23 protein-coding genes and 2 pseudogenes are annotated in these 23,077 nt (G+C 59.0%); 16 read left to right on the forward strand and 9 right to left on the reverse strand.

Going from position 1 to position 23,077, the window contains the following annotated elements; translation table 11 throughout:
* Positions 1–36: 36 nt before the first annotated feature.
* Positions 37–2,424 carry a DUF3631 domain-containing protein gene (locus ACPPVR_RS08250; protein ID WP_426613733.1) on the forward strand — a complete coding sequence of 796 codons (2,388 nt, stop codon included), beginning with the start codon at positions 37–39 and terminating at the stop codon, positions 2,422–2,424.
* Positions 2,425–2,923: 499 nt separating this feature from the next.
* Positions 2,924–3,118 (forward strand): hypothetical protein, encoded by a 195-nt coding sequence (locus ACPPVR_RS08255; RefSeq protein ID WP_426613734.1) that lies wholly within the window; start codon positions 2,924–2,926, stop codon positions 3,116–3,118.
* Positions 3,119–3,191: 73 nt separating this feature from the next.
* On the opposite strand, the gene ACPPVR_RS08260 is transcribed toward ACPPVR_RS08255, so the two are convergent.
* Positions 3,192–3,869, reverse strand: a complete 678-nt coding sequence (locus ACPPVR_RS08260; RefSeq protein ID WP_426613735.1) for a recombinase family protein — start codon at positions 3,867–3,869, stop codon at positions 3,192–3,194.
* Positions 3,870–5,176: 1,307 nt separating this feature from the next.
* Between ACPPVR_RS08260 and ACPPVR_RS08265 the strand changes: the two genes are divergently transcribed.
* Positions 5,177–6,460: a complex I NDUFA9 subunit family protein gene (locus ACPPVR_RS08265; RefSeq protein WP_426613736.1), complete on the forward strand. Its 1,284-nt coding sequence runs from the start codon at positions 5,177–5,179 to the stop codon at positions 6,458–6,460.
* A gap of 458 nt (positions 6,461–6,918) precedes the next feature.
* Here the strand turns inward: ACPPVR_RS08265 and ACPPVR_RS08270 are convergent, their stop codons facing one another.
* Positions 6,919–7,164: a hypothetical protein gene (locus tag ACPPVR_RS08270; protein ID WP_426613737.1), complete on the reverse strand. Its 246-nt coding sequence runs from the start codon at positions 7,162–7,164 to the stop codon at positions 6,919–6,921.
* 300 nt (positions 7,165–7,464) lie between these two features.
* On the opposite strand from ACPPVR_RS08270, the gene ACPPVR_RS08275 reads away from it, so the two are divergent.
* The 3 genes from ACPPVR_RS08275 to ACPPVR_RS08285 all read left to right on the forward strand — a co-directional run bounded on the left by ACPPVR_RS08275 (position 7,465) and on the right by ACPPVR_RS08285 (position 9,029).
* On the forward strand, positions 7,465–7,956 hold the full coding sequence (locus ACPPVR_RS08275; protein ID WP_426613738.1) for a cupin domain-containing protein: 492 nt from the start codon (positions 7,465–7,467) through the stop codon (positions 7,954–7,956).
* A gap of 449 nt (positions 7,957–8,405) precedes the next feature.
* Positions 8,406–8,654 carry a hypothetical protein gene (locus tag ACPPVR_RS08280; protein ID WP_426613739.1) on the forward strand — a complete coding sequence of 83 codons (249 nt, stop codon included), beginning with the start codon at positions 8,406–8,408 and terminating at the stop codon, positions 8,652–8,654.
* A 174-nt stretch (positions 8,655–8,828) separates the two neighbouring features.
* On the forward strand, positions 8,829–9,029 hold the full coding sequence (locus tag ACPPVR_RS08285) for a hypothetical protein (protein ID WP_426613740.1): 201 nt from the start codon (positions 8,829–8,831) through the stop codon (positions 9,027–9,029).
* 778 nt (positions 9,030–9,807) lie between these two features.
* Here ACPPVR_RS08285 and ACPPVR_RS08290 read toward each other — a convergent pair.
* Positions 9,808–10,152 carry a phasin family protein gene (locus ACPPVR_RS08290; protein WP_426613741.1) on the reverse strand — a complete coding sequence of 115 codons (345 nt, stop codon included), beginning with the start codon at positions 10,150–10,152 and terminating at the stop codon, positions 9,808–9,810.
* Between the two features lie 262 nt (positions 10,153–10,414).
* Here ACPPVR_RS08290 and ACPPVR_RS08295 point away from each other — a divergent pair, with 262 nt between their 5' ends.
* Positions 10,415–10,579: a hypothetical protein gene (locus ACPPVR_RS08295; protein WP_426613742.1), complete on the forward strand. Its 165-nt coding sequence runs from the start codon at positions 10,415–10,417 to the stop codon at positions 10,577–10,579.
* Between the two features lie 186 nt (positions 10,580–10,765).
* Here the strand turns inward: ACPPVR_RS08295 and ACPPVR_RS08300 are convergent, their stop codons facing one another.
* Complete coding sequence (locus ACPPVR_RS08300) at positions 10,766–11,143, reverse strand: hypothetical protein (RefSeq protein ID WP_426613743.1); 378 nt, start codon at positions 11,141–11,143, stop codon at positions 10,766–10,768.
* A gap of 115 nt (positions 11,144–11,258) precedes the next feature.
* Complete coding sequence (locus ACPPVR_RS08305; RefSeq protein ID WP_426613744.1) at positions 11,259–11,468, reverse strand: hypothetical protein; 210 nt, start codon at positions 11,466–11,468, stop codon at positions 11,259–11,261.
* Between the two features lie 188 nt (positions 11,469–11,656).
* Here ACPPVR_RS08305 and ACPPVR_RS08310 point away from each other — a divergent pair, with 188 nt between their 5' ends.
* Positions 11,657–12,079: a hypothetical protein gene (locus ACPPVR_RS08310; RefSeq protein ID WP_011087400.1), complete on the forward strand. Its 423-nt coding sequence runs from the start codon at positions 11,657–11,659 to the stop codon at positions 12,077–12,079.
* Between the two features lie 371 nt (positions 12,080–12,450).
* Here the strand turns inward: ACPPVR_RS08310 and ACPPVR_RS08315 are convergent, their stop codons facing one another.
* Positions 12,451–13,689 carry a serine hydrolase domain-containing protein gene (locus tag ACPPVR_RS08315; protein ID WP_426613745.1) on the reverse strand — a complete coding sequence of 413 codons (1,239 nt, stop codon included), beginning with the start codon at positions 13,687–13,689 and terminating at the stop codon, positions 12,451–12,453.
* 365 nt (positions 13,690–14,054) lie between these two features.
* Here ACPPVR_RS08315 and ACPPVR_RS08320 point away from each other — a divergent pair, with 365 nt between their 5' ends.
* From ACPPVR_RS08320 to ACPPVR_RS08335, 4 genes are all read left to right on the forward strand, one after another.
* Entirely contained in the window at positions 14,055–14,330 is a 276-nt protein-coding gene (locus ACPPVR_RS08320) for a hypothetical protein (RefSeq protein WP_426613746.1), read from the forward strand.
* 1,135 nt (positions 14,331–15,465) lie between these two features.
* Positions 15,466–16,446: an ABC transporter substrate-binding protein gene (locus ACPPVR_RS08325; RefSeq protein ID WP_426613747.1), complete on the forward strand. Its 981-nt coding sequence runs from the start codon at positions 15,466–15,468 to the stop codon at positions 16,444–16,446.
* Between the two features lie 584 nt (positions 16,447–17,030).
* Positions 17,031–17,801: an outer membrane protein gene (locus tag ACPPVR_RS08330; RefSeq protein WP_426613748.1), complete on the forward strand. Its 771-nt coding sequence runs from the start codon at positions 17,031–17,033 to the stop codon at positions 17,799–17,801.
* Between the two features lie 97 nt (positions 17,802–17,898).
* Positions 17,899–18,303, forward strand: a complete 405-nt coding sequence (locus ACPPVR_RS08335) for a hypothetical protein (protein WP_426616052.1) — start codon at positions 17,899–17,901, stop codon at positions 18,301–18,303.
* Between the two features lie 13 nt (positions 18,304–18,316).
* On the opposite strand, the gene ACPPVR_RS08340 is transcribed toward ACPPVR_RS08335, so the two are convergent.
* A complete protein-coding gene (locus ACPPVR_RS08340; RefSeq protein ID WP_426613749.1) occupies positions 18,317–18,466 on the reverse strand; it encodes a hypothetical protein in 150 nt (49 codons plus the stop codon).
* A gap of 615 nt (positions 18,467–19,081) precedes the next feature.
* Here ACPPVR_RS08340 and ACPPVR_RS08345 point away from each other — a divergent pair.
* The 4 genes and pseudogenes from ACPPVR_RS08345 to ACPPVR_RS08360 all read left to right on the forward strand — a co-directional run bounded on the left by ACPPVR_RS08345 (position 19,082) and on the right by ACPPVR_RS08360 (position 21,990).
* The gene (locus ACPPVR_RS08345) at positions 19,082–19,987 is read left to right on the forward strand and encodes an amidohydrolase (RefSeq protein ID WP_426613750.1); all 906 of its coding nucleotides are present in this window, start codon (positions 19,082–19,084) and stop codon (positions 19,985–19,987) included.
* A 17-nt stretch (positions 19,988–20,004) separates the two neighbouring features.
* Positions 20,005–20,619 carry a trimeric intracellular cation channel family protein gene (locus ACPPVR_RS08350; protein WP_426613751.1) on the forward strand — a complete coding sequence of 205 codons (615 nt, stop codon included), beginning with the start codon at positions 20,005–20,007 and terminating at the stop codon, positions 20,617–20,619.
* A 146-nt stretch (positions 20,620–20,765) separates the two neighbouring features.
* A pseudogene (locus ACPPVR_RS08355) lies at positions 20,766–20,993 on the forward strand (hypothetical protein).
* Positions 20,994–21,094: 101 nt separating this feature from the next.
* Positions 21,095–21,990, forward strand: a pseudogene (locus ACPPVR_RS08360) (L,D-transpeptidase family protein).
* Positions 21,991–22,056: 66 nt separating this feature from the next.
* Here the strand turns inward: ACPPVR_RS08360 and ACPPVR_RS08365 are convergent.
* Together ACPPVR_RS08365 and ACPPVR_RS08370 are read right to left on the reverse strand one after the other, a co-directional pair.
* Positions 22,057–22,437, reverse strand: a complete 381-nt coding sequence (locus ACPPVR_RS08365) for an ester cyclase (protein ID WP_426613752.1) — start codon at positions 22,435–22,437, stop codon at positions 22,057–22,059.
* Positions 22,434–22,574, reverse strand: a complete 141-nt coding sequence (locus ACPPVR_RS08370; protein WP_426613753.1) for a hypothetical protein — start codon at positions 22,572–22,574, stop codon at positions 22,434–22,436. Before ACPPVR_RS08370 ends, ACPPVR_RS08365 begins: the two co-directional genes overlap by 4 nt.
* Positions 22,575–23,077: the final 503 nt, after the last annotated feature.

The raw sequence follows: 23,077 nt of genomic DNA on the forward strand, positions 1-23,077 counted from the left end.
CGCTCTTTCCTAGTCTCAATTTCGACGAGGCCAGCCGTGACACCCACCGACGTACGCCAGCACATGATCAAATCCGGGTACGTGCCGACCCCGGTGGAGGGCAAAGCGGCGGTTCTCGAGGGCTGGCCGGAGCGCGTCGGGGTCTCCCAAGACGATCTTGCTATCTGGAGCAGGCTGTACCCCTGCGCCACCAACACCGGCATGCTCTGCGCGCATTGCCCGACATTGGATATCGACATTCTGGACGAGGCCGCCGTTGATGACGCTGTCGCGCTGGTGCGCGAGCGGTTCGGTGAGCGCGGCAAGGTCCTGCTGCGTTATGGGCGTCGTCCTAAGGTCGCAATTCCGTTCCGCACCGATATGCCATTCGCGAAGGTACACGTCCTGCTGACCGCGCCTGACGGTGACACCAACCAGAAGGTCGAGTTCCTCTGCCGTGGCCAGCAAGTTGTCGTCCACGGCGTTCACCCCGACACTCAAGAAATGTACCAGTGGAGCGGCGGCAATCCCGGCAACACCAAGCGCGCGGAGTTGCCGTTGATTGACGAGGCCGAAGCGCAGGCATTGATGGACGATCTTGCAGCGGTGATGCTGCACCACGGCTATCAGCGCAGCAGGAACGACAACGCCAACGGCAAGCAGAGTGATGCGCCTGCTGGTGGCGAAAGTACCGACGGCAGCGATGCGTCTGGCAACTGGGGCGATCTTTATGCGAACATTCTCGCCGGCCATGCCCTGCACGACAGCTTGCGCGATCTCGCCGCCAAGCTTGTTAAGGCGGGAACCGATCCCGGTGCGGTGGTCAATACGCTGCGTAGTCTGATGGCGAGATCGGAGGCACCGCACGACAAGCGCTGGAAGGAACGCCACCGCGAGATCCCGGAACTGGTGAAGAGCGGGTTACGGCTGTTACGGGAAAACAGGCAAAGGGAGGAGGACGTCGCAATTGACGCGGTGGCCGAGCACGACGGTGCCCCTTTACTCGACGATGTGCGCACCTATTTGGATCGGTTCGTCTGTTACCCGTCTGAGCATGCCACCATCGCGCACACGCTGTGGATTGCGCATACGCATCTGATGTCGGCGTGGGAAAGCACGCCGCGTCTTGCGTTTCTGTCGGCCGAGCCGGAAAGCGGAAAGACGCGGTGCCTCGAGGTAACCGAGCCATTGGTGCCCCGTCCCATCAACACCATGAACTCGTCGGCCTCCTACCTGTTCCGCAAGACCGGCAGCGATGAGGGACAGCCGACCGTGCTGTTCGACGAGATCGACACCATCTTTGGTCCCAGGGCGAAGGAGCACGAGGACATCCGGGCCTTTATCAATAGCGGTCATAGGCGCGGCGCCAAGTTTGGCCGCTGCGTGGTTCGCGGCACGATTGTCGAGACTGAAGAGATCGAGAGCTATGCCGCCGTTGCATTGGCCGGGATTGGCTGGCTGCCGGACACCATCCTGACCCGCAGCATCATCATTCGTATGCGCCGGCGTTTACGCGGCGAGCGCGTTGAGCCTTTCCGTCACCGCCTTCATACCCCGGAAGGTGCGGCCCTGTGCCGACGCTTGATCGGCTGGGCGCGCATGGTGGCCGCCGACGCCGAGGAAGCGCGACCCGTCATGCCGCCATCTGTCGAGGATCGTCAGGCCGACGGCTGGGAGCCTTTGCTGGCGGTGGCCGATCTGGCGGGCGGCGCGTGGCCGACGTTGGCGCGTGAGGCCGCTGAAGCCCTCGTTGCCGTGAGCCGGGACACGCCGGTTAGCCTGAACCTGAGACTGCTGGGGGATCTGCGTACGGTGTTCCTGAACAACCTGGTGGCGGTCTCGCAGGCGACCCCGCATGGCCTTCCCACCAAGAGGATACTTGAGGAGCTGTACGGGCTCGAGGATGCGCCGTGGCACACCGTCAACAAGGGGCAGGCCTACACACCCAGCCAGCTCGCGGTCACCCTGCGCGATTATGAGGTGAGGTCGGAGAACCTTCGGCCCCATCCGAACGTGAGGACGCAGGCGAAGGGCTACCCCATCGCCGCTCTCGCCGATGCGTGGCGCCGCTACCTCCCGCCTCTCTCCCTTCCGCCAGACGCCGTACCCAACGTCACCACCGCAACCAAGGACGTATACGAGCGCTTCTTCGAGGTGGTGGTTACGCCGGTTACGGTGGTTACGCCATCTAGCCAGAGGGAGGGAGGAACGTCGCCGCCGTCCGAGCTGGACCCGTCCCGCATCAATCAGCTGGCTGGCTGGTATTGCAAACGGGCCAAGGCTCTCCAGGCCGAGATGAGCCCAGCCATCCTGAAGGCCCATCTGGAACAGCAGCTGCGCGAGACGCTCGGCAACGAAGTGCTGGAGAACGCCCTCGATACCGAGGTAGGCCGCGTCGTGTGGGCGGCAAACAAGTCGAGATCGTCCACGCGAAACAAGTCATAAAGGGATGGACAGGAAGAGCACAGACGGCAGCGCATCGAGTAGCTTGGCGCCGCGCGGCACAAGACCGCGCTTAACCCCCGACGCCGGGCGCCGAGTCTCGCTCAGATGCGCAGTAACTCTGCTCCAGAAGGAAGGTGATGTGATGCGGCGGTGCGGTGAACCGCACACCCGCTGTCGCGCTGCACGGCGCACGCAGGCAAGTCTGATGGACGCGGCATGCCAGCGCAGCGGTTATCTTGCTGCCGTTACTCTCAACTCAGACATTCACAGGTCCGGACGAATGGCGCTATATTGGGCTCACGCTCCAATGAACCGGCCGAATGTCATTGAACCAGAAGCCAAGAGCCGAGGTCCTAATGCAATGGCGTTGGCTATCCTAGGCACCAACAGGAGGGGGTACCCAACCCATAAAGCATTGGCACGCAAAACAATACCAGCAGACATACGGTCACTGTGCCGGTCTTATACCAGCGAGGCTGTGCGATCTCTTGCCGCCATCATGCGTCAACCCGATGCGCCACCCAGCGCGCGCGTTCAGGCCATCGGCATCCTGCTCGACAGGGGCTGGGGCAAGGCAGTGCAGCCCGTTGCCGGCGAGGACGGCGAACCGCTTCGCGTCGTCATCCGACAGATCACCGAGGTGAGTGACCCCGATCTCACGCCGACTGGCACGACTGCCGGGCTGGTAAACTGAGCACCCATCGGGGACTGATTTGGGAGCCGAAAGGGCGCTCACGTTGGGGCCACGCGGCCGGGTCAGAGAAATCCTAGAGACCACGAGCCAAGACGTTTTTAACGCTGCTCGCGTACCAGGCGCCGCCACGGGGGCCTGCGATCCCCTGATCATTCAATCGATCAGCGATCTCGCGGAGCGACTTGGCTCCCGTTCCTTGGATCTTATGGATGAGAGGCATCACCTCGATCGCGCGGGCTTCGGCGGCTTCCCGATTTTGCTGGATAGCGCGCTGACGGGCGTCATTGAGGCTTGGATTGCCAAGCTTGACCCCACGCACCTTTGCCGCGGCCAGGGCGTCGCGGGTCCGCGTTGCAATCCACGTACGCTCCTTCTCGGCCAGTGCGGCGAACAAGTGCAGCACGAACGGATCAACGTCGGGACCCAGCTCCGCCACCACGAACGGAACGCGATGCACCATCAAGCCGCTAATGAAGTGCACGTCGCGGCTGAGGCGATCAAGCTTGGCGACGGCGAGGTGACATTTTGCCTTCTTGGCTTTCGCCATCGCGGCTCGGAGGACTGGACGACGCTCCAAAGCATCGTGGCCCTTACCGGAGTCGACCTCGACGAACTCGTCCATGATGTGGAAGCGCTCGGCTTGAGCAAAGTTGGCCAAGGCCGCGCGCTGCGCCTCGAGACCGAGACCTGAGCGACCTTGCTTTGGTCGGGACACACGCAAGTAATTCACAAGGGGACGCTCGGGAGTCACGGGATACCTCTCAGAAAGCCGCTGTAGTTATCTATACGACCGTTTAGAATCTGTACGATCCGCGTTTTCGGAATCGCAGCGATTCATTTTTGCTGTATCAACGAGTGCTGAGTCTTGCAGACTGATGCCCGGTCACGAGTGACGGTGATCTCGTTGTCTCAGGTCCCGATTTTCTGGACGTCTTTTCTTGATGGAGGTATTTCCCACGCTCGAGTTTCTGTGCGCATTAGAAGCGCTGGAGAGCGCGCTGCGTGGTATGAGCCGCAGGCGCATCAATGAATAGGCAGGCCGCCACACGCATCTGTCCAACGCCTCTGGCGGCCCTGCGGTAGACAACAGTTGCTGAGGGGGAGGGTGACCCCCGGGGCGTTCAGCCGGGATTGAAACGGCCATGGTACCGGTACCGGTTACACAGGCAATCGTTCGAGCAAGGTAGCAAACAATGAAGCATCCTGGCGAAAACGATAGGTGAGGTTGGTGCGAGTCACTCGGCCTGTATGCTGTAACCGTGCTGCGCGAAGAACATCTTAATCGCAGCTTGCTGCGCCTCCAGACCGAGGCCGCTCCGCTACCGGATCGATGACAATTCGGAATCCACTGCCATGCGCTTCAAAGATCATCCACGATGTTTCTGGCCGAGGGGGAGGGAAAAATTTGCGGAAAAGCATGCTTATATGCGAATGAGTCTCGTCCAAAGATCGATTGCTCGAAAGGACCAGATCGTGTGGTGCGACAATTGTGACAGGGTTCCAGGACGTCCTGAACGAGATACGGTTCCGTAGATCAAAAGGCTGGAATGGCACAGAACCGGTCGCACCCTGTGATGGCACAGCGCACCGAAGCCAAGGACGCTTCCTGACGCCGCCATGCGCGCTCTCATTAGTACGTCTCATCCCAACTTCAGATCACTCACCCCACGATGCGCGGTAGAGCCCGCCCCTGGCAAAGTACTTATGACCAAGGTGCTGTCGGAGTATTTCGGAGAGGTGCGAGCATCTGATGCTTATGCCTACGGGTACGGCTCCGTGCGCGACTATCTGGAGGCGTTTGACGTCCGGCGGCTCTAAACGATTGTCTCGACACTCACGGCCTTAGTCAGATCCGTCTGCTTCAGATCATCCTTTCCCCATGGCATCCCGAGGCTGGACCCAATTGATGTGGGACTGAATATCAGCCAGATTGTCCCAAGCTTAGAGGGGATGGCGGCCAGGGGCTGTCGGCTCACACAGCAACCGACACAACCCCGAAGCCCGTGCCCTTTCGCTTGGTCGTCCCGAGTTGTTGCACCCTACCGGCAAGGTTGAGCTATGCTGAAACACTTGCTCCTTGAAGTCATTGGACACGTATCCGGTCTCAGCGATACGCAGCTTGAGCAAATTGAGCGGTCATTGCCAGCAACCAAAGCGCTGATCGATCTTCTCAATCAGGCACATCCAATCATCGAACAGGCGGAAACGCTCTATAATGAAGCGCAGCCGCTGATCGATCAAGCCAAGAAGGAGTGGCAAGCAGTCGGCCCTGCAGTGCAAATCTTGATCGATGCGATCTCCCATCATCTCGACAAAGGCAATTCGCCGGTGGAGGCCGCTGAGACAGTGCGCGCATCGCTCGGCGCATCAATACAGAACGTCGCACAAGGTCGCGGGATGGACCGGGGAATGAACCGAGTAACCGTGTTTGGTGGGACTGGCTTTGTTGGTCGCCGCGTTGTGCGCAATTTGTGCGACTCCGCCGTGATGGTGCGCGTAGCTTCGCGGCATCCCACGCGGGGCGAGGGCGACAACGTGGAACAGGTCATCGCTGATGCGCATGATGAGCGCTCGATAGAGGCCGCCGTTATGGGGGCCGACGGTGTTGTCAATGCGATTAGTCTTTACGCTGAGCATTCAGGCGACACATATCACTCGGTGCACGTCGAAGCGGCCGCTAGAATCGCCAGAGTGGCGCGGCGCGCCGGTGCCAAACGGTTTGTGCACCTGTCAGGAATAGGTGCGGACCCCGCATCATCTTCACCCTATATTCGCAGTCGCGGCGAGGGAGAGGCGGCCGTACAAGCCGCATTTCCTGGCGCAGTCGTTGTCCGGCCTGCGGTAATGTTCGGGCCGGACGACGTCTTTCTCACGAAAATTCTTGGGTTGCTTCGGACCTTGCCGGCTTATCCGCTATTCGGCGACGGCAGGACTAGGCTTCAGCCGGTACATGTAGACGACGTCGCCGCGGCGATCGCACAAGTCCTGCCGCAATCGCAAAGACCGTATCCTATCTACGAACTGGCCGGGTCGCGCGTTTACTCATACGAGGAACTGCTGCGGACCATTGCGCGCACCGTTGGATTGCGGCCAACGCTGGTACGAATACCCTTTGCTTTCTGGAGTGCAGCCGCGGGCCTCGCTGAGATCCTGCCGCACCCGCCGCTTACGCGCAATCAGGTTGAGCTTATGCAGATCGACACGGCGGCCTCGGGCGGTCGGCCGGGATTTGGCCTACTTGGAATTTCGCCGCGATCGCTCGAAGAAGAACTCAAAGCAATGCTCGAGCAAACCAACGAGAAAACTCAAAAGCCAAAAGAGACGCGCACAGCTAGGTGCTAAGGGGACTGGGATTGTCTTTGAGACCCGCACCATCGAGGTCGATTGCTTGCCCCAGTTCAGGAGGCCTTGCACGTGAGAGCTAAGCAATAGATAGATCGTGTAATTGTGCATAGGCCGCGATCACCGGGGCCTGATTCTCGATCGAGTATCGTTGGTAGTCCGTGGACATGCGGACGTACTGCGCCGCCCTACTGACTTTCTGTGACTGAGATAATTCATCTCTATGGACGAAAGCGCGTTTGCCATGGCGCGTCTCCGCGGTCGCTATCATCTCAAGTTCCGCAGCGCTGCACCACGGGCGATATTCTTCAGAACGATTTCCGTCTATCTCCTAAAAGGCGTGAGCCAGCGCACTTTTTGTTTCCGCTGCTGTCCTTTTCGGACCTCGCGCTGAGCCCGTGATGCGCAGCAAAGCGGACACTTGCGGTCCATTTTGATCTCCGCCTTCCTTTGATAGACTACAGATCATCCGTCAGGAGATTATAGTCCTGACGCAAAACAGTTTGGACGTGAACCGCCGCGCGCGCGGCGGTATTGGCATCTGCCGCACCGGCTGCGAGCACACAGAGCGACCAGTTATTTTCAGCGTGCTTTGCAACGCGATTGATCGCTATTTCCAGGACGTTATGACAGCCGGGCTGCTTTCTCACTTCTAACAACGCTCGACGTTGCAATTCCTGGATTGAAATGCGGATCTTGGGCATAGGGCTGGCTCGGCAATCTTAATGGTTGGGGGGCCGCGCGCCCTATACCTAACAGAACAAGCGCAATTCGGGTTCCACTTGCGGGAGGCACGAACCTTCGATCGCAAGTTCGGCACCCGATATCCTGCGGCAGCGTGACACTCGCGATGTCGGCTCATCGGGGTAAAGTAGACCTCGCAACAGAGCGCGGCCAAGTCCTAAAATGACCCAAAGCCGGCCTTTGGCGTGGCCGTCGCTCGTGACGCAGCGTTCTGCTATAGTTGCGTTTTCATCGTTGACTATTGGCGAATGGAGCGCGCGATGACAAACAGCAAGGAGATCGAGACGAAGTCGCACAAGCCGACGCCGCAGGGCTATGTGCTTGGTGCCAGAGAGGGTGAACACCTGATCCATTTTCGCGATGGCGGCAACATCTTCATAATGGTCGACCCCGCAAAGGAGGCCAATAACCTTGCCTTGGGCACTCAGCAGCTACCCAAGGGCTCAGGCATTCCGGTTCACCGGCATCCCCAGAGGGACGAAGTCTTCTACATTCTGGAAGGCCGCGGCACGGTCACACTCAACGATGTGCGTCATTCCTGCGAAAAAGGTGGAATGATTTTCATACCCAGAAACACCTGGCATGGCTTCAGCAGTGCAGATCAGGAGCTGGTTCTGCTGTGGATCATGGCGCCACCAGGCCTCGACGGTTTCTTTCGCGAAACCTGCAGCCGACCTGGCGAACACCGAAAGGAATTGACGCGGGAGCAGATCAACGCGATTGGTCTTAAATATGGTGCAGAATACCGATAGGCGTGCTCAAGCATTTACTCCAGAAAGCTCAGACGTTAGGTCGGAGATCGGCCCTCGATCGCCGGGCTATAAAATCGACGTACAACGGCTTTTCTATCGCGCTACTCAGAGGCGGCCCGGTCGCCGTCCGTAAGCCGAGGCCGGGCCTAACCAACCGCGCGGGGGAAGTACTCGCGCAGCGGCTAGCCGAAATATGCTTCACCTTCGCGGCAGAGAAAAGGTCAAGCCTTCGCTCACATCCCGCTTGCCCGTTTGCATTGGGGCGACTTCCGCTTCTGGCCACCTAAGCCGAACACCGCAAGAGCCGCCGCCACTTCCGCTATCAGGGAGAGAGACGACGTTACGAGTCGTTGGGCCGACGGCCGCTTCTGACCCATAGCGGAGGCTATTAAACGTTCCGTCCTATGGAGATGGAGGTACTGGCCTGCTTCCCGGCTCTTGAAACGTGAGTGGCCCAACTCGATTTTCGGGCGCACTATGGCGCCGTGGATCAGCAAGACGAATATCGTCGCAATGCTGCGGAAGCTCAGCGGCAGGCGGACCGGGCAATCAATGAACCGGATCGCGCTGCTTGGCTCCGGCTTGTCGAAGGATGGTTAAGCCTGCTTCCGAAGCGACGGCGGTCGCCTCAGGAAAGCTTCGAGCAACAGCTTTCCGACGAGGGAACCGGGCAGGACGAAAACAACGCCTCGAATTGAGGGCCGCGTCCACGGCCTGCGTCCATTCGTTCCTATCCAACTCGTTAATAAATGACTCGCCGCCTGCAACTTCCGGGCGCACACTCTCGCCATCACAGACAGGAACGTGGCTTACATCTGTGATGAGAACGCCCGTTGCGCTCCCGCCTTCCTCGAATGGAAAGGAGCAGCGCCATGTTTGAGCGGCGTCGTTTCAAACAAACCATATCCGTTGAAGAACGGCTCGCCGAAGAAGTGAGACGTCTCCGCGAGGAAGCCGAATCGCTCCCTCATGGCCCTGTACGCGAGGCCGCCCTGCGCAGGGTGCGGCAAGCCGAAACCGGCTCGCACATCCGCGACTGGCTGCGCTCCCCCGGCCTACAGCCGCCGAAGTAGACCGGTCATGCCACTCGGATACTATGCTTACGCCATCGGTGACGATGGCCACGTTGTCAGTCGCATTGACCTTCTTTGCGACAGCGACGAAGACGCGCTTCGCAATGCCGAGCAGCTAGTGGATGGTCACGCCATAGAGCTATGGCAAGGGGCGCGACGGATAGCGGCGCTCAGGCCAAGGTCGAACGAAGGTGCGCATTAAGCTACGTCACAGATTTCCACCTCCGAAACCTTGGGTGTGGGAGATTCATGTCGGCAAGCGTCTGATCACAGCGTCACACGAATCCTATGCCTCACAAGACGAGGCTCACGGCGCGGGAAGGGCCGCGCTCGACCGCATAGTCTTGGAGTCTGTAAACCGGCCCGCAACACGACATAGACGGTAAAGCCACCTCAGCTGGCGGTTTTCTCCCATTTGCGGATGCGTCTCATGTCGCCTGCTGGCCCTTCGCGATTTTTTGCGCCCAGCCGAATATGTCCGAAGTGCGGGTCAGACCGGAAGTCAATCGTCGAAGCTTAAACCGGCGCTGTTGACCCGCAGCGGACATCGACGCTATGCGCGACGACTCGCGATCAGACGTTCGTGCCAAACCGATTTGATTGACCCGCCACAAACCAGAATGCGGCTAGAGGTTCATAATTCGCTGTTGAACGCCGTATTACGACAAGCCGAGATAAAGCGAGATTCAACATCCAAAGGCTGGACGAATTGAGCGATGATAATAAAAAAGTGCCCCGCGTGAGCAGGGCCATTTTGTTCTGACATCGCGGGTAGGTCTTACTGATTTGTCGGGGTCATCTTTGCGACAAGGCCAACAAATGGCTCGTAGGATTGCTTGGCAAGATCGCCGTACAGCGCGCCAATCTTCTGCGACTCCGTTACGAAGGTTTCGTAAGCCGTCTTCGCAAATTCGGTTTGAACTTCAATCGCCTTGTCGAGCGATCTGACGCCTGACAGCTTTTCCACAAAGGCTTTTGTGTCTTCAAACGATTTCTTCGTATAGTCACCATAGGCAGTGGCAATCGCCTGAAAGCTGGCTAATGGCGTCCCTGTATCAAGCCGTTTTTCGCCATCCTGTTGATGTGAAAACTTCTTAAAGCTGCTCTGGTTTTCATTCGACATTTTGAGTCTTTCCTTTTTGTTTAGCTTCAAACCAATGGCGCGCGTTACTAATGGTTCAGTTCCCGCTTGTTCGTTGGTAGATCATTGTGTGTTCATGTGATGATATCGGAACTCAAACTTGGCTGTCCGCGCGACGCAACTGGTCGATACAAGCCCGAATACGTCAGGTGGACCTTGGCAGCAATGCAAGCTGCCATTTTCTTTTATCGGAACAGCGCGGACTCCGAGCCGTTGTTATGATGTTCCCATGAAAGGAAACAACATGACGAACCAGAACCAACCCGGCCAGCAGAATCAAGGGCCGGGTCAGAAGTCCGGTCAACAACAGGGCGGTGGCTCGAAACCGGGCCAGCAGAGTCAGGCTCCTGGCAAGGACAATAGAAATCCCAAAGAGCAGTTCGACCAAACGAGCGACACCGATACGTAACTAACAGAAACGGCCCGCTTCGCGGGCCTGTTTTTGTGCCATTCCGCGGTTAACTCACACTCGGTATTTCCAACCACGTTCAGTAAATTTCAGTATGAGAGTCGACTTCTGTTATTGGCCCTTAGCGGACCAATCGCGGCACGGTGCGCGACGGCGGCTTTTGACCCATCTGCGACATGGGCAGGTTCAGCCGACCAGCTGGCAGTGCCCGCTGATGACAGTACCGTCGCGTTTATGCGCCTTAAGCGTGCCGTCGACGCGGTTGATGAAACCTTGCCAGACAGCGGTCGGGTCGAACAGATGTTGCCAAATGTTGCCGAGCGTAAGCGCCGTCTCAAAGAACAAGTGCGTATCCGTGACGTGGACGGCCAAATTGCTTCCGAATGTCCGAGAGTGCATCGTCCCCTCGTCCAGATTAACGGTGACCTGTTCCCCGTTTATGTAGACCGAGTTGCGCTCGCTACCCGTAAGGCCCCGCGCCCAGCATTTCAGATCGATCGTCTCGGCATGTGCAGCCGTTGCAGCTAGCAGCGCTGCGACGATGATGGTTGCTTTCAGCTTCACAGTTATCTCGTCGCTTTGTAGCGGCCCTGCCGGGGGTTCGGACACGGCAGGACATTCGATGACTTTGCCGAAATTTCGGTGTCGCCTTCGAAGGATGTGCAGAGGACTCAGTCGTTCAGAGATGAGCACGCGGCAATAGCCATCCCATGATCTTCTCATGCGGATCGCGACGACTGCGGACGAATGCTTTCTCGTTCTGCTGAGCGGCGATCCTGGCGAATTCAGAAATCCCCTCCATAGACTGCCGTTTATCCTTCGGAAGCTTCGCCCATTGGCGAATGATCTTCCGGCGGGCTTCGCGTTGCTTTTCCCTTACGTCATGCATCGGTACGCTCCTTGAAGTGGATTGTTCCGGTTCGGCCTACTATGGTTTGGGCTCACTAGAACTTCAACGTCCAATCAAGAACTCTTAGCCCCTCTGATCGTGCAGCGCTATACACGGGAGCTTGTCTCATATTGGCTTTGCAGGCCGGCCGCCCTAGAATTTTGCGCGGCGATCGCAGGACGGGCGAAATGCAGTACGTTTGCGACGCGCCGAAGGGTAAGACCTGGTTCCGTATCGAGACGGAAGGTGAAGCGGCGCATGAGTCGCGCCTGATGAGCCACACAGTCGAGAAATATTTCTGCCGCGAGCGGGAGAAGGCAGTCCAGTCCTGGCGTCCGGAGCGGCCCAACGCGATCGAGCGCGACATCGGCCTCGAGGCCCATGTACAGCGAGAGATGCCGCTTTTCCTCACGTTGCGCGACAGGGAGGGCAATGCACTGACTACAGCGATGCTGCCACCGGGTGGCAAGGATCGCGGCGGGTTCCGGATCATCATCGTTGCCGCATCCAATGCCGATCCTTATCCTCAGCAGGAAGCGGCCATCGCTGCGCTGGGAGCGCATTTCGGTCTCACACTCGATCGCAACCGCTGCTTCCCCTACGGCCGCTAAGGAGCCTGACAAGTACCGCCGCTTGATTGGAGCGATGTCGGCTCATGGCCCATAGCAGAAGGTCGCTTGAACCTGTGTCATGTCGGCTTTCAGAGGCAAACCCGACGGCAATCCGGCATCGCCTCGACCGCTGCTTGTGACCCACAGCCGACGTCGAAGGGCTGACCTAGTGCATCTTACAGGTCGATTTGCAGGGACTTTGCGCGAAATCGAGGAACAAACTGTCGTGCGTCCTCTTCGCACCTTTATTCGCCTCTTCAGGCCCAAACAGGAGTGCTTTTAGCGACCCAGTTGGGTACCGAGGTGGCGCGCCGGAGGACCGACGGGTTGGTTGGCGCGTAATGGCCTCATGCGACGGGAAGCACGGCGCGTCATGGATGAGTTGCGGCAGGCGATTCAGCTCTGCCTGAGAGCGAGGCCGGATCATCGAAATCATAGACGTTCAGGCCCTTCGCAGGATTGTCCGTCACACTGTCGAGAAGAGTGGACATAATTTTCTGTCCCACTGGCGAAGCGAGGGCGCCAGCGGACAGAACCACTACGCCATTGCACGACGGAGCGTTTGCGCCGTTCTGAACCCAGCTCTCAAACCCCATCCACGAGCTGAAGCCTGGTACGCCCCCATCTTTCGACAGGACACGTCCCGCGGCGCCGGCGATATTCGGAAAGAACCATCCAATTCCGACCGTGGGGCCCTGCGCCTGCACGCTGCAGGTGCCCGTCGTACCGCATTGGCCACGGGCCGAGCCGGTCTGCTGCTGCTGCGTTTGCAGGATGGCGAATTCCGTTGGCGAAGGCTGCAGTTGGCCCATGTTGTAGAGCAGCCATTGAAGCATGTCCGAGGCGCTACTGACGATCGATCCGCTCCCGAATACCATCGGTGGGCACGGCAGGTAGCTCTGGTTTACGGTGAAAGCCGTCGTCCCGTCATATCCACACGCCATGCTGGGAACTTGGCTCGTATTGAACAACGCGGTGTTGCCCATGCCCAGATCCGCGCACAGCTCCGCGAGTTGCCCGTTGTACGCATTATAGACGTCGACGTAGGGGTTCTGCGGGTTGAGGCCGACGATAGCCAGGGGGGACCAGGCAAGGTTTGAATACGTGTAGCACTGGCCCGCGGGGCAGATCCAAGCCGAGTTCTGTCCGCTGTTGAACCAATCGACGAGCTTGGCGAAGGTCTGCAAGTTACTGGCCGGGCAGAATTGTCCACGCGGATCGGGAGGCAGGCCATCGTCCTGCGGAAACCCCGAAGCATAAGTGATGATGTCGGCAACCGGAATCCCGCTGATTGCTGCAGGCAGGGAAATCGAGGGCATGCAGGACCCAACCGTATTTCCATCATATGTGCCTTGAAGACCGTAAAAAATTCTGGATGTGAAAACTTTTGAAATGGATCCGATTTCGAACAGAGTATTTGGCAGGTTCGCAGCGCTCACGAAACTATGGCTTGAGTCCCAAACCTCAATCTTAGAGGGAGAGAAGAACTTTGCAGAGGGGACGCCGGAGCCGTCAAAATCCGTAAAGACGTATACTGCCATCGCCATGTAATCGCTGACAGCAGCGTCTATGATGCTTTGGATCGCCGAGCTTGGGTTCGATAAAGCCATGAGCGCCTCTCCCCATTACACGCTGGATCGCAAGCAAACTTTAGCGCCTTTCGTTTCGGTTGTCTTTATTATAATAGAACCGTAGAGGTTGATTATAAATGCGTGGTGAAGGGCGTCCTAAGTCCCGTGTAGGCGCTATGTCTGGGTTTGGCCCTTAGCAGAAGGTCGCTTGAACCCGTGTCATGTCGGCTTTCAGAGGCCAACCTGACGGCAATCCAGCATTGCCTCGACCGCAGCTGTGACCCGCAGCGGATTGCAGTGCGAGGCACGCCTTTTGCGTAGCTGCTCTCAGACCTTCCGTACTTGATCTTGGAATGTTTGAGGTTATTCTGACCGATGTTTAGCCGCTTTAGGCAGCCCGAAAGATGCGCAAGGCAGTGGACCTAAAAGATTGGGCTTGGCAAGTCGCGGCAGACGCCTACCGGCTGAACTTATTCAGTCAGCTTACAGGGCGTACGCCCCCTAAGAAGCCATCTGTCAGCGATGATGAACTCACCGAAGCCATAAGCCAAAGCTTCACGCAGGTGAGCAACGCACGGTTCCGGGAGATGATCGAACTATCGACCGACGCTGCTCTCGAAGCCTACGACAGGGCCGTGTCTGCGACCATCAGGCTCTCGCGCAACCGCCGTCCCAACTGATTGCCCCTTGCGCTCTCGCATGGCGAGGCTGGCGGTAAGCCAGGACGAGGATATGAGCTGTTGGCCCTTAGCCGACACTCCTGCGCTCCGGGTCGTAAGGCCGCATTTGACCCAGAGAGACATGTGGTTATCGGCACAACATCTGGGCGGGTTCGGAGTAGATTCGGTTGCCGAACTGTTCCTATTGAGCCCGAGATGCTGGCCTACTTCCGACCTCGGTGGCCTCATTTGAGATCGCTATTGGTCTGTTTGCTTTTCAGGCGCATAAACGGGGATGCCAGAATCTCATCACCGGTCCTGTCAGTGCGGCGCAGTTTACAGCCGCACCGAATCCATGGCTCCGGGCCGACAAATTGCCAGCTTCGAATGCGCGGTTTGCGGAACCACCCTTGAGAGCTGGAACAGTGCTTGGGTCCCAAACTACCGCTTGATCGCTGGTCCTGTCCGGCTTCTGGCCGAGTGAAGTTCATCATCGAGATTTACGCGACGGGCCCGGATGCTCGGGGACCCTGCTTCACCGAGAGACGATCACTGCCATCAACCCGCTCGCAGCACGCAAGCAAGCGTCGCTCTTGCTCGCGGGCAGGAAGAAGGCAACCGGGGCGCGCGTGCTGAACGGACAGGGCGAGGTAATCTATAAAATCGGGTAAGTAAGGCCGCTTCTTTAGTTCGCCACATTGGCGGTCGACTTTTGCACACAGTGATTATCACTCGTCAGCCCGCGTCGCAGCAGCTCCCTAACTGCCGCCGCGCGGCTCGGAAACCGCTCCGCGAACCAGAAGTCGTCAATGACCTGCTTGTCTTGCTTCGACAGTTCCACCTGAAGGCGGACGATGCGATTTTGCTGTTGCATAAGCACTGAACGCAAAACCGAAATTACAGTTCCGGTCAGGAGCGATTAAAGCCGCCTCAGTTGGCGGCCTGTCGCTTCGTCAATTTCAGCACTTGGCCCGTCGGTGAAGTGGCAGCACGTCTCGTTGAGGTCCGGTTAGCGTGGTGCAGCGGACCGGGTTCACGTACGTTGCGTTTATCGTTTTTGAGCCATGTCGGACAATTGGTCACCCGATAAACGACGCCTTGCCAATTGTCCGTGTGCTAAGCTCTGTTCAGACCATTTTCGTGCTTCGGAGCGGAGATGAGGCGCCGCGATTTCATCGTATTGCTTGAAGGCGCATTCGCCTGCTTGCTCGCGACCTCCGGGCAAGCACGTGGGTCGCGCCCACTCATCGCCATTTTGTCCGGGACTTCGCCAGTATTTGTGTCGTCGCTCCTCAAAGCTTTTACGAAGCAGATGGAGGTGCTGGGACACGTTGAGGCGCGGGATTACGACGTTGTGGTTCGTTACGCAGAGGGGGACTTGTCGCGCTTGCCAGCGCTGGCGCTAGAACTGGCCGGGCTCAGGCCAGACATCTTTGTGGCTGCCAACACCACCGCTGCCGTCGCTGCGAGAGGTGTGACCACAACTATCCCGATCGTTTCAGTAGCGTTGATTGAGCCCGTACAGAAAGGGCTTGTTGTGAGTTACGCGCGTCCCGGGGGAAACTTGACCGGGATATTAATCTCGCTCGACACGCTATTGGGCAAGCAGCTTCAAATTGCGACCGAGCTGCTTGCCGAAGTCAAGAAAGCTGGCGTGCTTATCAACTCGCATTCCGCCTCCAGTCCCGTGCAGCGACCGGATATAGAAAAGGTCGCCGCGGCCTTGCACGTAGAGCTCGTATTCGCCGATGCCACCACAAGCAATCAGATCGAGCCCGCGCTTCACCAGCTTGCTCGCGATAAAATGGGCATTGTGGTTATACCTAGCGATCCATTATTTGTGAACGAGCGCCTGCTGATTGCTGCGGTTTTAGCAAAATTGCGTCTGCCCGCTGTGTACGGCCTACGCCAACACGCCGAAGTAGGAGGCTTGATCAGTTACGGCATCGATTTGCTTGCCAATTGGCGCCACACAGCCGATTTCGTGGACAGGATTCTAAAAGGGCGGACCCCGGCCGATCTTCCGGTCGAGCTGCCTCACAAGTTTGAGCTGGTGGTCAACCTCAAGACTGCGAAAGCGCTTGGCGTTGAAGTGCCGCCGGGGCTGCTCGCCCGCGCGGACGAGGTGATCGAGTGACGACGGCTTCTGGTCCAAAGGCGAAGGGAAACAATATGTCCCGCATGTCAGCATTCGAGGCCACGGCGGAGATCACGCGCGCGCTGCCAAATGATTCGATCCGTTAGCAGAGGCTGCTAAAGGTCGGCATGGACTGATTTGCTCGCTGGTCCCGAGCGAGGATGCCGCAATCGATGCCTGTATGAGCGAAGCAAGAGGCATCGTTCCGTACAGCCGTTCCACAATGATCGTTTTTAAAAAATCCCGACCGGAACTCGGTTGCGCGAACCATTTGTAGCGATGGAGCAGATTCCTCTATCGCTCTCCTAATCGAGGAGGAGTTGGTTGCAAGCGCTGATCGATCGCTTTTGTTGGGTGAGCCAAACGCTGTTGGGCGCTCCGGGCTGGCGGTTTTTCATTCGCAATATGCACGTTGGTGGGTATTTGGTTCCCCGTAAGTGATTAAAATCTCTGAAGAATTATCGTTCACATCTGAGCCGAGTGTTGCGGCTTAGCTACATCAACCTGCCGGCGAACGGGATAGCCTTGACGACGCAGGTGGGCGACATGCCTTTTTTGAACTTCTTCCTGGGAGATTTCTCGTAATGAAAAAGCTTCTGATTGCCGCGGTCGGGATGATGGCCGTGGGTCTATCCGCTCCTGCGTCGGCCGCTGATATGGCGGCGCGCCCGTACACTAAGGCGCCACCTCCGATCGTCGCTCCGATCTATGACTGGACTGGCTTTTACATCGGTGCCAACGGCGGCTGGGGTCAAAGCCGCGGTTGCGTGGATTTTGTCACGCCGGCAGGGACAGTCGCCGGTGGTTGCGCTTCTCGCTCCGGAGGTCTTGTCGGCGGACAGATTGGGTATCGCTGGCAAACAAATCAGTTTGTGCTCGGATTGGAAGCGCAGGGTGATTGGGCCGACATCAAGAACACGCGTGTCAGCCTGATCGATCCGCTTCTTTCGACTACAGGGAAAACCGACGGTATTGGTCTCTTCACGGCGCAACTCGGTTGGGCGTGGAACGCGTCACTGCTTTACGTAAAGGGTGGTGCGGCCGTGACCCACAATCGTCTTGATGTCTTCAACAACCTGACTGGGGTCGGTCTCGACTCGGCAAGCCACACGCGCTGGGGCGGTGCCTTGGGCGTTGGTTGGGAGTATGGCTTCGCGCCGAACTGGTCGGTCGGTGTTGAATACGACCATCTCTGGATGGGGAATGACAACCGCACCTTCGCAGGCGCAGGCGTGCTCTCACCCGGTGGCGTTACCATCCTCGGCGATAGGGTGAGCCAGGATGTGGACATGGTCACCGTTCGGTTGAACTATCGCTTCGGTGGCTTTGGTGCCCCGATCGCGGCGAGATACTGATCGCACTAGACTGCGCGAAGGCCTCGGCTCGCCGGGGCCTTCGGTCGCGAAGCCCTTTCCGTGGCGTCGACTGTATGGCGCTGAGTGGCACTTGGCTGTGAATTTTCAGGTCACGGTGTTGAAGGTCTTGGTGTCTTATCCCGGTGGCTTCGCCCCGATGGACGACATCAAGCGCGACATGGCGATCTTGGCGACCAGCGGCCGGGACTGGAGCGACCAGACCAAGCGGCTGGCGGCGCGCGTGCCAGACCTCGATATATTTTCGCAAGGTCTGGTTGATCGCGAAAGCGGCGGGTGGAAGATCACCAACAAGGGGCGGGCGGTGCTTGAGTTCATGGAGGCACGCACTGTGCTCGACCAACCGCTCGAGGTGGTCCCGGCCGAGACAGTCGATGCGCCCGTGCCTCCGCTGCCGCCGCTCGCGGAGCGGGCGAAGCGAAGTCGGGAACGGCGCGAGCGTCGTCGCGAAGGACGCGAACGAGCTCGAGCGAACGCGTCCTGAAGGAGCAAGCGCGTCAGAAGGTCATGAAATCCGGGCCGTAGAGCATGGCCGCGACGAGCGAAAGCAACAGTTCTAGGCCGCAGAAGATCGCGATGGTCTTGAATTCCTCCGCCCCGTCATTCGAGCGGACCGTACTCGACGCTATCCTTGCCTCTGCATTCATCGGTCGGTCCCTTCGCACGAAGTTGATAGCGGCAATTTACCGGCCTTCGCCCGCGGCGCGTGTGAACTGGCTCTCACGTCGAGAATGCCTCGGCGGCATTTATTGACCGACCCGCATGGACAGGCCTCGCAACGTCGCCGTGATCGTCGGCAGCCTCTTCCGACCGGGTTTAGGGGCCCTGGAAGCGAGCGTTCCGGCGCTCGATCTGCTTGCGCCGGTTTGAGAAAAGGGAAAAGCTTCCTTTCGCTTCAAGTCCTGCGATGGAGTGGCCCATGTCCGATCCCGCACTAGGCAACCTTGATGCCATGCTTCCCGACCTGGCCGAACTCTACAAGGATGTGCATTCACATCCCGAGTTGTCGATGCAGGAGACCCGCACCGCGGCGTTGGCCGCCGATCGACTTCGCGCTGCGGGTTTTGAAGTCACGGCGGGCGTTGGCAAGACCGGCGTGGTCGGCTTGCTCCGGAACGGCGAGGGGCCGACGGTGATGCTGCGCGCGGATATGGACGCGCTGCCCGTCGAGGAAGCGACCGGCCTTCCCTACGCGAGCAAGGCGACGGCTACTAATCACGACGGCAATTACAGTCCCTGTGTCGCACATGTGCGGCCACGACATGTACGTTACCTGGCTCGCCGGCGCCACCAAATTGCTCGCCGAGGCTCGGACCACCTGGCGCGGGACGATCATGGCGGTCTTTCAGCCCGGCGAGGAAACGGCGGAAGGCGCGCAGGCCATGATCGACGACGGCTTGTTCAAGCGATTCCCGAAACCCGATGTCATCCTCGGCCAGCATGTCATGGTGGGGCCATCGGGCACCGTTGCCGGACGAGCAGGTGCCATCACCTCCGCGGCGGACAGCTTACAGATTCGCCTGTTCGGCCGAGGTGCCCATGGATCGATGCCGCAGGCCAGCATCGATCCGGTCGTGATGGCGGCAGCGACCGTGATCCGGCTGCAGACTATCGTTTCGCGCGAGATTGCCGCTGCCGAGGCAGCAGTTGTAACCATCGGCGCCCTGCAGGCCGGGACGAAAGAAAACGTCATTCCGGACGAGGCGATCATCAAGCTGAACGTGCGGACTTTCGATGCCGGGGTAAGGACGCGCGTCCTGGCTGCCATCGAGCGGATCGTCAATGCCGAGGCGGCGGCCTCCGGTGCGCCTCGCAAACCGGAGATCACGTCGCTGGACCACTACCCTCTTAACGTCAACGACCGGGACGCCAGCGAACGCGTGGTGGAAGCATTCAGGGGACATTTCGGCACCGAGCGGGTAAGGGCGACCGGACCCGCCCCTGCGAGCGAGGACTTCGGGTCGTTCGGGACCGAATGGCACGTGCCCTCGGTTTTCTGGTTTGTCGGCGGTACCGATCCGGAGACCTATGCCAAGGCGAAAGCGGCGAACAAGCTCACCGAGTTGCCAGTGAACCACAGTCCGAAATTCGCGCCTGTTCTTCACCCCACCCTGCAAACCGGCGTGGAGGCGCTGGTGGTCGCGGCTCGCGCCTGGTTGCCGGCATAGTGCCGGAAAACGGCATCATGGAAGCGCTTCCGCTCGTGCTTGATCTGGCCGGCACCTTTGTCTTCGCGCTCAGCGGGGCGCTGGCGGGGGTCAAGCGAAAATTGGACTTGTTCGGCATTCTGGTGCTGTCGTTCGCCGCGGCCAATTCGGGGGGCATCACCCGGGATCTCCTGATCGGCGTCGTTCCTCCCGGCGCGATCGCCGACTGGCGCTATCTCGGCGTGTCTCTTTTCGCCGGCATCATCACGTTCTTCTTTTCGTCCTTGATCGTGCGGATGTCGAACTCGGTCCTCATATTCGACGCCGCAGGTCTCGCGCTTTTCGCCGTCACCGGCGCATCGAAGGCAATGGCTCACGGGCTGAATCCGCTCATGGCCATAGTGCTGGGCATGGTCACCGGGATCGGCGGCGGGATGGTGCGTGACGTGCTGCTCGCCGAGATTCCTACTGTGCTCCGTGCAGAGCTATATGCGGTCGCGGCGCTTGCGGCCGCAGCCGTCGTGGTGGTTGGGCACATGCTGCAGTTGCCGGTCGCGCCGGTGATGGCGGTGGCGCTGATTTCATGCTTCTCGCTGCGCGTCATGGCAATGAAGCGTGGCTGGCGGCTTCCGGTTGCGAAGATCACGGACTAGCGCGACCCGGCCGGCCGAACGCGGTCGGAGGTTCGGAGAGGTGCTAGTCGGCGCTCGCCAGCCCGCTGTCGATCGCCTTGCGCTGCGCACGGAACGGAGTGTGTTCGACTCCGTTGCACTCTTAACCTTCAGGACGGAGAACGGTCATGAGATTGATTTTGGCAGCGGCTTGCGCGGCCGCTATTTCGCTCGCTTTCGCACCCGGCGCGGACGCCAAGGGCTGAATCAAGGGGGCCATCGTCGGCGGCGTCGCCGGGCACATGGCGGGACACGGCAAGCTCGGCGCTGCGGCCGGGTGCGTCGTCGGTCATCACGAAGCCAACAAGACCGACGCCAATAAGGCAAACGCACAGGCGCCTGCGGACCAGAAGTGATCGACTTCTGCCTCCGCAAGGCAAGCCGGCGCATGTCCTCCCGATGCATCGTCATCGGCCTTGTGCTGGCGGGCGTCACGAGCTCCGCGCTTGCCGCCGAAATGAAGCCGGCCGCGATCGACTCGGCCGAGTCCTCGCCCCTCTCCAACGAGAAGCCGACCCCGGCGGGGGTCCGGCTGCAGGTCCTGCTTGATCGGGCGCACTTCTCGCCCGGCGAGATCGACGGAAGGTTTGGAGAGAATGCGAAGAAGGCGCTGCGGGCCTACGAAGAGGCGCAGCAATTGCCGGTCTCCGACGACCTTGGGGAAAGCTTGCTGCGGACGACCGCCCGGTGACGATGAACTACACCATCGCGGAGGAGGACGTCGCAGGGCCGTTCCTCAAGAAGCTGCCTGCGAAGATGGAGGACATGAAGGACATCCCGAAGCTGTCCTACTCCAGCCCGCGAGAAGGTTTGGCCGAGAAGTTTCACATGAGCGAGGATCTGCTGTCCGACTTGAACCCGGGACGGCACTTCGATCGCGCCGGCGAAGCTATCGTCGTGGTCGACGTCAGCGCTGAACAGAGATCGGAGAAGGCCACCAAGGTCGAAGTCGACAAGAGCCGACAGACGGTCAAGCTATTCGACAAGTCGAACACGCTGATCGGGTTTTATCCAGCGACGGTTGGCAGCGAGGAGAAGCCGTCCCCCTCCGGCACCTTGAAGGTGACGGAGATCGATCGCAATCCGAACTACCGCTACAATCCGGCTTACCATTTCAAGGGCGTTCACTCCCGCAAGCCGTTCACCATCAGGCCGGGCCCGAACAATCCCGTCGGCTCGATGTGGATCAATCTTTCCGGTGACGGCTACGGGATCCATGGCACGCCGTTCCCGGGAAAAGTCTCCAAGTCGGAGTCGCACGGCTGCGTCCGGCTCACTAATTGGGATGCCGAGCGTGTCGCGGAACGGCTCTCTAAGGGCACGCCGGTGGAATTCGTCGACCGCATGAAGTGATCCCCCGACGACTCTGGTCAGGTCGGCGCTTATAGCTCCAAAGGCCACGCCGCCCCCCGCGGTTGCCTAGAGTTGCGCTTCCAGGGCCGCCTTATCGATAATCGATCGAACACGTACGATCTTGTTGTTGTCGAATTGGTAGAAGACGTTCTCGTGGAATGAAACGCGCCTGCCATTCACTGGTAAGCCGAGAAAGACGCCTTTCGGAGAGCAATCGAAGTCCAACCGACTTGCCAGATAGGGATACTCGCTAATCACGATTTCCACGTTGAAGCGAAGATCGGGAATTGCTGCGTAATCCTGTTGGAGCATTTTTCGATAACCAGCCAGGCCGAGGGCATTGCCGTTGTGGGTGACGTCGTCGGCGACGAATGTTCCAAGGTTTGACCAAGCCTGCTCATTCAGACAATCAATATAGTCGCGGTATATATGCTTGAGGTCCGTCACTGAAGGACCTTTGGCATCACCACGACAATGTCGACGGGCTTCTTCACCACGTGTGTCGTGAGAGTGGCGATGTGGAGCGAGTAGTTGTCCTCGACCTCAGCAGCCGTTACTTCGTTCTCAGCAACAACGTACAGCATCGTTCCGTCGATCCATCAAATCGGATACCAGCGAAAGGCGATCAAACACCTCGGCGCTGACGACGGCAGCCACGAGAGCCTGTCCTGGTCCTGCATTAAGGAGAGTTTCATCATGCCGGCATGATATGAGGCGGCCGCACCAACGCAAGAATTTAGGGGTCGGGCAGCTTGCTTCCGTGCAGTCCTTGAGTGGACCGCATAGCATCGGGCCCAGCCGAAGCAGTAGTGACATTCCCTAGACGAGCTGTACCGGATAACAGTGAATGCGCGACTCAGTTTTGACTAAGTCTGGAGATCAGGCGGTCACATCCATCCGTTAGTAGGCCTGATGGAAAGAAAAATCATGATGCGATTAGTGTTGGCTGAAGCTGCGGGCGAGCTTTCGGTCAGCCCAGCCACACAGACGAAAATGGCTCAAACGATTGTAACCAAAGCGGCGGAGGGAGCTTCACGGGGGGAACTGAAGGCTGCTGCACTCGAAACGGGTAAAACACCCTCTGCTT

It is taken from the genome of Bradyrhizobium sp. McL0616, from assembly GCF_049993385.1.
GTDB lineage: Bacteria > Pseudomonadota > Alphaproteobacteria > Rhizobiales > Xanthobacteraceae > Bradyrhizobium.